The following is a 12560-nucleotide window of genomic DNA, read 5'->3' as shown; positions in this document are numbered from 1 at the left end:
CGCGCTCGCCTGAATGCACGATCACGAGCCTCGCGCGTGTATCGTCGCCGTTCCGTTTTTCCCTTCTCGCAGCCGGCAGCGCCATCGGAAGTACAACGGGCAGCGCAACGGGCAAGTACAAGCGCGCAACGCAATAGCAGCGGCAGCGCGCGTCACGCCTCGTCGGCCGTGTCCGTCGCTATCGGCGTGCGTGCATTTTCGTTGCGGCGGCGCTTGGCTTCGTACATGGCCGCGTCCGCGTCGCGCAGCATCGACTCCACGTTGTCGCCTTCCTCGCAGCTTGCCACGCCCAGCGAAAAACTCAGCTTCGGGCCTCCGTAGAACTGATTGTTCAGTTCGACGAGCTTCGTGATGCTGTCCGCGACGATTTCCGCATCGCGCAGGTCCGCGCCGGGCATCAGCACCGCGAATTCGTCGCCGCCGATACGCGCCGCCTGATACGGTTTCTGGATCGCCTTGGCGAGCGCCTCGCCCGCGCGGCGCAGCAGCGCGTCGCCGGCCGCGTGGCCGAGTTGGTCGTTCACGGTCTTGAGGTTGTCCATGTCGAGCACGACGGCGCTCACCGGGAACGGCCCCTTGCGCTGGAGGCGATTGAGTTCGTCGACATAAAACGAGCGATTCTTCAGCTTGGTGAGCACGTCGTGCTTGCCGAGGAATTCGAGGTACGCCTCCGCTTTCTTGCGCGCGGTGATGTCGGTGAGCGCGAGCAGCACGAGATCCCACTTCGTCTCGTGGCCGGGGAACACCGAAAATTGCAGATGCACGTTCAGTTCGCTGCCGTCGAGCGCGTAGTTCACGACTTCGCGCTGCTGAAAGAGGCGGCCTTCCCACAGATCGAGCAACTGCTCGCGAAAGTGCGGGCGCATTTCGTCGCGGAAAACGTCGGGCAGGCGCGCGAGCAGCGTGGCTTTGTCGGGCACGCGGAACATGCCGAGCGTATGGTGATTCACGTCCAGCACGCGTATCTCGCTCATGCAGCGCTCGACGAATTCCGGATGCACGTCGGTGAAGGTGCGAAAGTCGACGATGCCTTGCATGCGCACTTCGTCCAGCAGCTCGCGGATCGCCGAAAAATCCTCGACCCAGAGCGAGACCGGCGCGTGCTCGAAAATACCCAGCGCGTATTGTTCGCTCAACGTGGCGCGGTGGCGCGCGTCCTCGAGCGCGGAGACATCCTCGATCGACACGAGCACGCGGCTCCAGTCGTTTTCATGGCCCGGCAGAATCACACCGCGCAACAGGATATCCATGCGCCGGCCCGCCAGCGTGTAGTTCACGCTCTTGCTTTCGAAGGTGGCGCTGCCGGTCCACATCTGTTCGAGTTCGCCCACGTGCGCCTGGAACATGTCGTCGCGCAGCACCTCGGAAAGATGAGCGGAAAGTTCCTCGTAATCGCGCGCGCCATAGAGCGCGAGCGTGTGCCGGTTGACCTTGAGCACGCGGATGCACGCCGAGCATTCGGCCACGCGGCGCGGATCGTCTTCGAGAAAGCGCCGCAGGTCGGTGACGCCCTGGGCGCGCCAGCGTTCGAACAGCGCGCGCAACTGACTGTAGTCTTCGAGCCAGAGCGAAGTGGGCGTGACGTCGAAGAAGTCGAGCAGATCGACGCCCATATTGGCAAAGCTGGCGGCAGTGGCCGGAGTGCCTTGTTGCATGTCGGTTGGATGTAAGGGTGCAGGGCGCGGCCGTCGCCGCGCGCGATTAACCGGTTCCTGGCACACGTTGAAACCCGTGTGAGCGTCAACGACACGGACGTGACGGCGTCGTGACAGCGGATTATCTCACCAGGATTTGCAGCGGGCCACCCTGCATAACGGCGCGAGCGCGCGCGGGCTTGAGTGCCGCTGCCGGGCGTAGCCGTGCTGCGGGCGGGCGCTTAGGGCAGGGTGTCGATCGAATCGACGCGATCGGGGTAGAACGCCAGGTGGTCCTTGATCGCCGCCACGGCCGCATGCGGCGTTTCGTAGGTCCAGACGGCGTTGGCCGCGCGCTCGCCGCCGGGCACGATCGAATAGTACGAGGCCGTGCCTTTGTATGGGCACCAGCTCGTGTGGTCGGTGCGCGCGAGCAGCGTCATGTCCACGTCCTCGCGCGGCACGTAGAACACGGCGGGATAGGTCGCCTCGCGCAAGGCGAGCGCGCGGCGCGTATCGGCGATCACGCGGCCGCCCGCTCTGACCACGACGCGCGCGGGTGCGCGTTCGATGGCGATCGGGTGGTCGGGGCCGGGAATCTTGACGGTTTTCGTATCCATGGCAATGTCCTTGGCAGAGCAAAGGGGAAACCAGCAGTCTAGGCGACGCGCGGCGTCCTTGCCGGGCTCGTTGGCTCGCGCATAGCCGGAATCGTCATGTGGAATTGCCGGCCAACTGGTTAGGGGGAAGCCAGGCGGCTGTTTCAGCAGGGCGAGCAATGCTGTTCGACGCACGGACGGGCGATTGCCGCGCCGCGTTTTGCGCACGGTACGCGCACGATTCGCGCGCGGCGTAGGCTCCCGGCTGCCGCGCGATCGTGCGTCGGGATCAAGCCTGAACCTGTGTGCCGGCGTTGGACGCGAGCGTTGGGGCGCGGACACGACGCTCCCCGGCGGGCAGGAAACGGCGGCGCGGTGCCTGGATGCGTGAATGCGAGCGCGGACAGTTTCGCGCTCCGATCCGCATCTGGAAGAGGCGATTCGTTTCGCCGAACTCGCGTTTTCCCGCTGGTGACGCTGTGCGTTCAAACGCTCACGGGCGGCGCAGTCGATGTGCGAGTGCGCAAGCGGAGCGATGCCGCTCGACGTGGAGCGAACGCAGATATGGCGCAGCGCGGGAACACTTTCGCGCGCTGTCGTCATTATTCCTGTGAGCAATAAAACTATTTTATTCCTGTGAGAGATATTTTGGAAATATTCGCTACAGGAATATAATCGGTTTATGCCTCACAGGAATATGCCATGAAGATCGTCGTTCAGACGCCGGCGGCCCTCGGCGAGATTTTGCAATCGGCGCGCAAGGAAAGCGGCATGACCCAGGCGCAGGCCGCCGCGCAACTCGGCATCGGCCAGCCGCGCCTTTCCGCGCTCGAAACCACGGGCACGGCAAGCCTTTCGCTTGAGCAGATGCTCGCGCTGTTCGCACTTTACGGACTCGAATTCCACGTGCAGTCGCGTGGCCCGGCCAAGCCGCAGCGCGCCCGCGACGACACGCTGGAGTGGTGAAATGGCCCGCAAATCGCATTCACGCGCGCTCTCGATCTGGGCCAACGGCGAGCGCGTCGGCATCTGGCTCGTAACACCGGGCGGCGACACGGAACTGCGTTACGACGCCGCCTGGAAACGTTCGGAACTCGGCCGGCCGTTGTCGCTTTCGCTGCCTTTCGGCATCGGCGACGTGCCGCTGCGCGGCGAGCGCGTTCATCACTATTTCGACAACCTGCTGCCGGACAGCCCGCAAATTCGTCGCCGCATCGCCGCGCGCTTTCGCACCGACACGCTCGAAGCTTTCGATCTGCTCAAGGCGATCGGCCGCGATTGCGTGGGTGCCGTGCAATTGCTGGGCGAGGACGAGATGCCCGAGCGCGTCGAGCGTATCGAAGGCGCGCCGCTGAGTGAAGCCGCCATCGAGCGCCTGCTGCTCGAAACCTCGGGCGCGCTGCCGGGCGCGGGCGACGATACCGACGAACTGCGCATCTCGCTTGCGGGCGCGCAGGAGAAAACGGCGTTGCTGCGCCATCGCGGGCGCTGGCGGCTGCCGCGCGGGGCCACGCCCACCACGCATATCCTCAAGCTGCCGCTCGGCTTCATCGGCCATCGCAAGGTGGATTTCAACACCTCGGTCGAAAACGAATGGCTATGCCTGGCACTCCTGAAGGCCTATGGCCTGCCCGCGTCCGACGCGCAGATCCTCACGTTCGGCGCGCAAAAAGTGCTGGGCGTGGAGCGTTTCGACCGCACGCTTTCGCGTAGCGGCGTGCTTCTGCGCTTGCCGCAGGAGGACTTTTGCCAGGCGCTGGGCGTGCCGCCGCATCGCAAGTACGAAGCGCATGGCGGACCCGGCGTACGCGAAATCGCGGGCTTGTTGCGCCAGTCGCAGCAGGCGCGCGCCGACATCGAAACCTTCCTTCTGGCGCAAATCGTCTACTGGATGTTGGCCGCGCCCGACGGCCACGCGAAGAATTTCAGCATCCGGCTGCTCCCCGGCGGGCGTTTTCAGCTTGCGCCGCTCTACGACGTGATGTCGATCTGGCCCGTGGAAGGCGACGGCGCCAATCAATGGTCGTGGCACAAGGCCTCGCTGGCGATGGCCGTGTGGGGCAAGGCGCGGCACTACCGCATGCGCGACGTGAAACGCGCGCATTTCGACGCCACCGCGCGGCTTTGCCATTACGGCGACAGCGCAGCGCCGCTCATCGACCGCGTGATCGAACGCACGCCGCACGCGATCGACACCGTGGCGGCCGCATTGCCGGCGGGATTTCCCGAGCGCGTGGCGCAACGGCTATTCGACGGACTACGCTTTTCGGCGCAGCGGCTGGCGGCGCAGTGAGATGCGCCGAGTGGCATCAAGCGCGGTGATTTAAAACGCATTTTTCAATCGCATTATGGACGAGCCGAAAAGCGCAATGCGGTCATTCGAGAGTGCCGGTAATGCCGCGATTGCCCGGCGTTAATCCATCGAATTGAAAGCGTTATGTAACGACAATCATCGCGGCCGGTAAAGAGTTATGGCACGGCACATTCGGCGAGGCGCGTCGAGCCTCGCTCTAGCGATGTTCTTTTGACGCCACGTCCCCGCAATTTCAACACCATTTTTATTTTCGACGCCCTATGATGCGGGTTCGTTTTACGCCGGTCTCTCGCCGCGCGAATTTCATTTTTGCATTGCCGTTAAGAATGTCCGCCGAATTGCGTAATTCGCAATAATCGGGTTTGATAATTATTCATTCCGGCAATTCGCAACAGGGAAATGCGCACGCATGCCACGCACTTGCGTGGTGCCCGGCGTGGACATCGGCAACATCGACTCTCGACCACCCGGAGCTAAATCAATATGAAAAAATCGCTACTCGCCACGGCACTCATGGGCGCTTTCGCTATTTCGGCGCACGCGCAAAGCAGCGTGACCCTCTATGGCCTGATCGACACCGGTCTCGTCTATACGAACAACCAGCAAGGCCATAGCAACTGGCAGCTCAACAGCAGCTCGACGCAGAACACGGTGTTCGGCCTCAAGGGGGCCGAGGATCTGGGCGGCGGTCTGCATGCGATCTTCAAGCTCGAGCAAGGCTTTATCCTGAACAATGGCGCGCAGGCATTCTCCGGCGACATGTTCGGCTCGCAGGCATGGGTCGGTCTGCAAAGCGATCCGTACGGCACGCTTACGTTCGGCCGCCAGTTCGACGTGATGAACGATCTCGTCGGACCGCTCACCGCCGAATTCAACACGTGGGGCGGCAGCCTCGCGGCTCATCCGTTCGAGAACGACAACCTCGCCGCGAATTCGGTCGTCATCAACAATTCGGTGAAGTACGCGAGCCCGGTGTGGTACGGCCTGACGTTCGAAACGATGTACTCGTTCAGCAACCAGGCAGGCAACTTCGCGAACAACCGCTCGTACGGCTTCGCGGTTTCGTATAACCAGGGGCCGGTGAACCTCGCGGCCGGTTATCTGCAACTGAACGGCGCGGGCAGCGGCAGCGGCGCGGTCACGACCAGCGACACCAGCGCGAACTTCATCGCGCAACGTCAGCGCGTGTGGTCGCTCGGCGGCAACTATACGTACGGCCCGGCCACGGTCGGCCTCGTCTGGAGCCATTCGCAGATCGACAACGCCGCCGGCGTGTTCTCGTTCGGCACGGGTTCGTATCTCGGCTCGGGCGACACGTCGTCGGGCTCGCTCGCGGGTTCGCTGCGCCTCGACAACTTCGAAGCGAACGTGAAATACGCGCTCACGCCGGCATGGAGCGTCTCGGGCGCGTACACGTACACGCATGGCGCGTATAACGGCTCGAATCCGGGCTGGAACACGGCGATGCTGCAAACGGATTACTCGCTCAGCAAGCGCACGGACTTCTACCTCGAAGGCGTGTTCCAGAACGTGCATGGCGCGCCGAGCGATTCGGTGCTCTCGCACGCGATGATCAACACGCTTTCGCCGTCGTCGAGCGACAAGCAGGTCGCGGTGACGGTGGGTATGCGTCACGCGTTCTAACGTCTAACCCGGCGTTCGTTCTAACGTTTCGTAACGTCGTCCTCGCGCCGGCGGGCTTCCGTCCCGCCGGCCGCCGCGGCTGGCGCGGCGCGGCTTTCATGAAAGTGGAGGCCCGCCGCGCGGTCGCATCCGTGCATACCGGCTTCGCGCCTGCGCGCAAATAGTTGAAATTTTCAACTACGTGACTATACTGGCGAACAGTTTCGGCCAGCCGCCGGATGGAGCCCGCCTTTGTACTCCGATTTCCTCACGTTCAGGCTCGACCAAACGAGCGCGCTTCTCATCGAACGCGCCAACGCCGCGTATCGCGAGCGCTGGGATCTGGACGTGCGCGCCGTGCGCGTGCTGCGCATCATTCGCGCGGAACCCGGCATCACGCCCAAAGCGGTGTCGCAACTCGCGCTGATCGAAAAAACGCTGCTGTCGAAAACCCTCGCCGAACTGGAATCGCGCGGGTTGATCGGCCGCAGCGCGCATTCGGCGGACGGGCGCAGCGTGGCGTTGCGCGTCACGCCGGAAGGCGTGAAGGTCGCGAGCGCTTCGGAAAAAATGGGCGCGAAGCTCGAAGCGGAACTCGCCGCCGCGCTCACCGAGCGCGAGCGCGACACGCTTCGCCACTTGCTCGCGAAGCTCGCACAGAGCCTCGCCGCCGAAGCCTGAGCGGGCGCTTCCGGCTGTTTGCCGCTGAAAAAGCCATTGCTGAAAGCAATAGGGAGTCGTTCATGACGAATGGGATCGAAGCGCGCGTGCGCGAGTCGGCACGCGCCGCCGCCAAACCAGGTTGCGAAAGCGAGGCCGCGTGAGTCCGCATTTCAATGTGCATACCGCGTACACGGCGCTCGATCTGATCGGCACATTCGCGTTCGCGATTTCGGGCGCCGTGGCCGCGCGGCAACGGCGGCTCGATCTGTTCGGCATTATCGTCGTGAGCTTCATGGTGGCGTGCGGCGGCGGCATCGTGCGTGACCTGTGCATTGGGGCGATTCCGCCGGCGGGCCTCGCCAACTGGGCGTATCTCGCCGTTTCGCTGCTCGCGACCGCGTCGACCATCGCCGCCTACCCGCAAGTGCGTCGCCTGCGTCACCCGGTGCTGTTCTTCGACGCGATCGGCCTCGGTCTTTTCGCCGTGGCGGGCGCGCAAAAAACGCTCGCTTATAGCGAGAGCGCGGAAATGGCCATGGTGCTCGGCGTCGTGAGCGCGGTGGGCGGCGGTGTGATGCGGGACGTGCTGCTGTCGCGCGTGCCGGCCATTCTCGAGCGCGACATCTACGCTTCGGCGGCGCTGCTCGGCGCGGCCGTGCAAGTGGGGCTCACGTATGCGGGCTGGTCGCCGTTCTGGACGCCGTGGGTGGCGGTGAGCGCGTGCGTCGCGCTGCGGCTCGCGTCGCTTTACTATGGCTGGCGCCTGCCCGATTTCCAGCGGCGAGCGGCGGGCGAGGGCGCGAAAAACGCGGCAGCGTCGAAGAAAGCGCCCACGCGCGAGGATGCGCGCTAAGCGTCTGCGGGCGTTGCCGCTCAGGCTTTGACGCGTCGCGTGAAGTCGATTTCAGCGCTCGGACGCGCGACGATGCACGGCCCAAAGCTGCGAATATTCGCCAGCGTGGCGTTGTGATGCGTGCGAATGGCCGCTGCATTCGCGTGCGGCTTGTCATGCGTGGTGTGCGCGTCGGCGGCGAGCGTCACGGCGAGGCCGTTGGCGGCGGAGCGGCGCACGGTCGTGTCCACGCAAAACTCGGTTGCATAGCCGCAGATCACCACGTGCTCGACCGCATGACGCTTCAGCACATTTGCAAGTTCGGTGCCAAGAAATGCGTCGGGCGTGCGTTTGCCGACGACATGATCGGCCGCGGTCACGTCGAGCCGTTCCGAAAGCTCCCATGCCGCGCTGCCGCGCGCGAGTTCCTTGTCGTCCTCATGCTGGATCAGAACGACAGGCGCTCGGGCGGCGCGCGCACGCTGCATCAACATGCCGATATTCGCCGCGATTCCGGCCGCGTTGCCGGGCTGCGGCTCGGTGTCGACGAGTCCTTTCTGAAAGTCGATGACGAGCAGCGCGGTGGTCATGGCGAAGGTCCTTTGAAAGCGGCCATTCTAGCGCTCGCCCGCGCGACGCCGGGCACTTGCATCACAACATGACAATCTCCGTGACAGCCGCCTGAAAATCGCGGCACGCTATGTGCTTCAAGTGAGCGTCGCTGCGCTTCGCGTTGACGCGAGCCAGCGTTCAAACCGGCGGCCGAACCGGCCGTAAAACGGGCCTTCCTCGCACCGCTTCGCCCGGCTGCGGCGCTCCCAGAAAGCGTCGTTTCGCGCGAAGCGCTATGCTTTTTTGCACACTTTCCGGCAACACGTTTGCAAAGACAGCGGCGATTCTTACGACCCGGCTATCAGGCCGGACTACGACAAAAGACTCCATCAGGGAGCTGACGTGAAAACCACTCTGGGCGCTGTCGTGCTGTTCGCCGCCGGTTCGGCGGCGTCGGCGCAAACAAGTGTCACGCTGTACGGCCGCGTGGATGGCGGCATCGAATATCTCAACCACGTCGCCAACGGCAGCGGCGGCGTGTCGAGCCGATGGAGTGCCGAAGGCGGCGACTGGGGCACCAGCATGCTCGGCTTCAAAGGCACCGAAGATCTGGGCGGCGGCTCGGCCGCGATCTTCGACCTCGAAACCGCGTTGCAGATCATGAACGGCACCACGGGCGGCGGGCGGCTCTTTTCGCGGCGCGCATACGTGGGCCTGAAGAACGAGACGTGGGGCCAAATTCAGGCGGGCCGCAATCTGTTCATCGACAGCGACGGCATATGGGAATTCGACCCGTTCGTGCAGCAGGCGGTGTCGTCGGCGTCGCTCGTGCGCGGGCGCAACTGGCAGCAGACGAACAACAACGTCGAATACCACAGCCCCGTATGGCATGGCTTCGACGTGCAAGGTCAGTACGCATTCGGCAATCAGGCGAGCGGCTTCAACAACGGTCCCGATGGCGACTTCGGCCGCTCGGACGGCATCATGCTTTCGTATCACTCGCACCTCTTCGACGTGCGCGGCATCTACGACGAGCTGCGCGATTCGAACGGGCGCCTTTCAAACATCTTCACGGCTTCGCGCGAATACTTCGTGGGAGGCAACCTGCGCGTGCAGAAGTTCAAGATCCAGGCGGCATACACGCACTACGCCGCGCCCGACACGCCCGCCGGCATGGCCGACAGCGCCGATCACTACTGGCTCGGCGCAACCTATCAGGCCACGCCGAAATGGGCCGTCACGGCGGCCGGCTTCTACATTCACGTCAACCAGGGCTCGGGCGACGTCGAGCACGACCCCGGTAGCCACGCCACGCTTTATGCGCTCGGCACCACCTATAACCTGAGCGCGCGCACGTTCCTTTACGGCACGCTCGCGTATGTCGACAACAGCCGCAACGGCACCTTCAGCGTGTTCGCCACGCCGCGCGATTCGACTTCGCCGACCAGCCCGATGGCAGGCGAATCGCAGACGGGCGCCTACGTGGGCATGATGCACGTTTTCTGATGCAAGTTCGTTCCGTCTCAGTTCGTTCCGTTTCAGTTCGCGCTTTCCGCGCTTTCCGTATTTTTTCCGCCATGCACACGGCATGCTTCGAAGAAGGTTGAGCACATCATGACCACATCGTCGAAATCGCTGGGCGCCGTTGGCGTCATCTCTCTCGTGTTCGCGGTGCTTACCGCGCTTTATCTGCTGATCGGCGGGGCATGGCTGATCTCGCTCGGCGGCTCGCCGTATTACGTCGTCACGGGCATCCTGCTGCTCGTGTTCGCGTTTCTCCTGTGGCGGCGCAATCCCGCTTCGTTCGTGCTCTACGCGATCGTGCTGGTGGGCACGGCGATCTGGGCGCTCTGGGAGTCGGGGCCCGACTTCTGGGCGCTCGCGCCGCGCTCGGGCGTGCTGGTCATATTCGGCGTATGGCTGTTGCTGCTCGTGAGCTGGCGGCTCGAACGGCCGCGCCAGGCGGGCGTGGTCTCGCTCGTGATCTCGCTGCTCGTGTGGGCGGGCGTGCTCGTCTACGCGAACTTCAACGATCCGCAGCAGATCAACGGGACGATCGCGGGCGCAACGGGTTCGCCGGGCGCGAACATCCCCGGCATCGATCCTTCCGACTGGCCCGCGTATGGGCGCACGCAGGAAGGCACGCGCTATTCGCCGCTGCAACAGATCACGCCTGAAAACGTGAAGAACCTGCAAGTCGCGTGGACGTTTCGCACCGGCGACATGAAAGGCCCGAACGATCCGGTCGAAATCACCAACGAGGTGACGCCGATCAAGATCGGCAACCTGCTGTATCTGTGCTCGCCGCACCAGATCCTGTTCGCGCTCGACGCGCAAACCGGCCAGCTCAAGTGGAAGTTCGATCCGCGGCTCAAGAACGATCCGTCGTTCCAGCACGTGACCTGCCGCGGCGTCTCGTATATCGACCTTTCGGCGAGCGCGAATACCGCTGCGCCCGCTGCCGCATCGGACGCTGCTGCATCGGATGCCGCCGCCGCTTCGGGCGCGCAAGCCGCCGCGAGCGCAAGCGACGCCGCGTCGAACGCGATTGCCGCCGCCGCGAGCGCGAGCGACCCGATCGCGGCCATCGTCGCGGCGAAGTCCGCGGCGGCATCGGAGGCCAGCGCCGCCGCCGCCAATGCCGCGCTCGACGCGTCGAATGCCCAGGCCGCCGCCGCCACCGCGCAAGCCGCCGCGAGCGGCGTGCCGGGCACGACGCCCACCGCCGCGCCGCTCGACGCCGGCGCCGCCTGCACGCGCCGCATCTATCTGCCCGTCAACGACGGCCATCTCTACGCGCTCGACGCGATAACGGGCCAGCGCTGCGCCGACTTCGCCAACAACGGCGACCTCGATCTCCAGCACGCGCAGCCGGTCACCACCGCGGGCATGTACGAGCCCACGTCGCCGCCCATCGTCACGCCGAAGGTCATCATCGTCGCCGGTTCGGTCGAGGACAACTTTTCGACGCGCGAGCCTTCGGGCGTGATTCGCGGCTTCGACGTGCGCACGGGCCAACTGCTGTGGGCGTTCGATCCGGGCGCGAAGGACCCCAATCACATTCCGGGCCCCGGCGAGCATTACACGTGGAATTCGCCGAACTCGTGGGCGCCCTCGGCCTACGATGCGAAGCTCGACATGGTGTATCTGCCGATGGGCGTGACCACGCCCGACATCTGGGGCGGCAACCGCACGCCCGAACAGGAGCGCTTCGCGAGCGGCCTGCTCGCGCTGCATGCGTCGACGGGCAAGCTCGCGTGGTTCTATCAGAGCGCGCACCACGATCTGTGGGACATGGACCAGCCTTCGCAGCCCACGCTCGCCGACATCACCGACAAGGACGGCAAGAGCGTGCCCGTGGTCTACGCGCCCGCGAAAACCGGCAACCTGTTCGTACTCGACCGGCGCACCGGCCAACTCGTCGTGCCCGCGCCCGAAATGCCGGTGCCGCAAGGCGCGGCGGCGGGCGATCACGTTTCGCCCACGCAGCCGTTCTCGCAGCTCACGTTCCGTCCGTCGAAGAATCTCACCGACAAGGACATGTGGGGCGCGACGATGTACGACCAGTTGATGTGCCGCGTGATGTTCCACAAGCTGCGCTACGAAGGCACGTTCACGCCGCCTTCCGAGCAGGGCACGCTCGTGTTCCCCGGCAATCTGGGCATGTTCGAGTGGGGCGGCATTGCCGTCGACACCGACCGCGAGATCGCCATCGCCAACCCCATCGCGCTGCCGTTCGTCTCGAAGCTGGTTCCGCGCGGCCCCGGCAATCCCGAGGAACCGGCTTCGAACGCGAAGGGCAGCGGCACGGAAGCGGGCATCCAGCCGCAGTACGGCATTCCGTTCGGCGTGACGATCAACGCGTTCCTGTCGCCGCTCGGCCTGCCGTGCAAGCAGCCCGCGTGGGGCTATATCTCGGCGATCGATCTCAAGACCAACCAGATCGTGTGGAAGAAGCGCATCGGCACCGTGCGCGACAGCTCGCCAATCCCGCTGCCGTTCAAGATGGGCATGCCGATGCTGGGCGGCCCGATCGTCACGGCGGGCGGCGTGGCGTTCATCGGCGCGACGGCGGACAACTATATCCGCGCGTTCGACGTGAACAACGGCTCGCAGCTTTGGGAAGCGCGCTTGCCCGCGGGCGGTCAGGCCACGCCGATGAGCTATTCGATCAACGGCCGCCAGTACGTCGTGATCGCGGCGGGCGGGCACGGCTCGTTCGGCACCAAGCTCGGCGATTACGTGATCGCTTACGCGCTGCCGCAGCAGTAAAGCGCGCGCGCCGCGCCCGGGCGTTTCCCGGCCGCGCGGCGCACGCCCGATCGACTCCACCCGAAAACGCG

General features: G+C 64.7%; 10 protein-coding genes. 7 read left to right on the top strand and 3 right to left on the bottom strand.

Features of this window, described 5'->3' with window-relative positions:
- Positions 1–152: 152 nt before the first annotated feature.
- Together U5805_RS06405 and U5805_RS06400 are read right to left on the bottom strand one after the other, a co-directional pair.
- Positions 153–1655: a diguanylate cyclase domain-containing protein gene (locus U5805_RS06405; RefSeq protein WP_322102606.1), complete on the bottom strand. Its 1503-nt coding sequence runs from the start codon at positions 1653–1655 to the stop codon at positions 153–155.
- Between the two features lie 221 nt (positions 1656–1876).
- A complete protein-coding gene (locus tag U5805_RS06400) occupies positions 1877–2254 on the bottom strand; it encodes a DUF427 domain-containing protein (protein ID WP_322102605.1) in 378 nt (125 codons plus the stop codon).
- A 681-nt stretch (positions 2255–2935) separates the two neighbouring features.
- Between U5805_RS06400 and U5805_RS06395 the strand changes: the two genes are divergently transcribed.
- The 5 genes from U5805_RS06395 to U5805_RS06375 all read left to right on the top strand — a co-directional run bounded on the left by U5805_RS06395 (position 2936) and on the right by U5805_RS06375 (position 7686).
- Entirely contained in the window at positions 2936–3199 is a 264-nt protein-coding gene (locus U5805_RS06395; protein WP_322102604.1) for a helix-turn-helix transcriptional regulator, read from the top strand.
- Between the two features lies 1 nt (position 3200).
- Positions 3201–4526, top strand: a complete 1326-nt coding sequence (locus U5805_RS06390; protein WP_322102603.1) for a type II toxin-antitoxin system HipA family toxin — start codon at positions 3201–3203, stop codon at positions 4524–4526.
- Positions 4527–5030: 504 nt separating this feature from the next.
- Entirely contained in the window at positions 5031–6191 is a 1161-nt protein-coding gene (locus tag U5805_RS06385) for a porin (RefSeq protein WP_322102602.1), read from the top strand.
- A gap of 231 nt (positions 6192–6422) precedes the next feature.
- Positions 6423–6851 carry a MarR family winged helix-turn-helix transcriptional regulator gene (locus tag U5805_RS06380; RefSeq protein WP_322102601.1) on the top strand — a complete coding sequence of 143 codons (429 nt, stop codon included), beginning with the start codon at positions 6423–6425 and terminating at the stop codon, positions 6849–6851.
- A 139-nt stretch (positions 6852–6990) separates the two neighbouring features.
- Positions 6991–7686: a trimeric intracellular cation channel family protein gene (locus U5805_RS06375; protein ID WP_322102600.1), complete on the top strand. Its 696-nt coding sequence runs from the start codon at positions 6991–6993 to the stop codon at positions 7684–7686.
- A gap of 20 nt (positions 7687–7706) precedes the next feature.
- Here the strand turns inward: U5805_RS06375 and U5805_RS06370 are convergent, their stop codons facing one another.
- Positions 7707–8255, bottom strand: a complete 549-nt coding sequence (locus tag U5805_RS06370; RefSeq protein ID WP_322102599.1) for a cysteine hydrolase family protein — start codon at positions 8253–8255, stop codon at positions 7707–7709.
- A gap of 364 nt (positions 8256–8619) precedes the next feature.
- Between U5805_RS06370 and U5805_RS06365 the strand changes: the two genes are divergently transcribed.
- Positions 8620–9723 carry a porin gene (locus U5805_RS06365; protein WP_322102598.1) on the top strand — a complete coding sequence of 368 codons (1104 nt, stop codon included), beginning with the start codon at positions 8620–8622 and terminating at the stop codon, positions 9721–9723.
- Positions 9724–9831: 108 nt separating this feature from the next.
- Positions 9832–12489: a glucose/quinate/shikimate family membrane-bound PQQ-dependent dehydrogenase gene (locus U5805_RS06360; RefSeq protein ID WP_322102597.1), complete on the top strand. Its 2658-nt coding sequence runs from the start codon at positions 9832–9834 to the stop codon at positions 12487–12489.
- Positions 12490–12560: the final 71 nt, after the last annotated feature.

The sequence above is a fragment of the Paraburkholderia sp. J41 genome, assembly GCF_905220235.1.
GTDB lineage: Bacteria > Pseudomonadota > Gammaproteobacteria > Burkholderiales > Burkholderiaceae > Paraburkholderia.
Note: the sequence above shows the minus strand (reverse complement) of the source record. Positions and strands in the feature narration are given on the sequence as shown.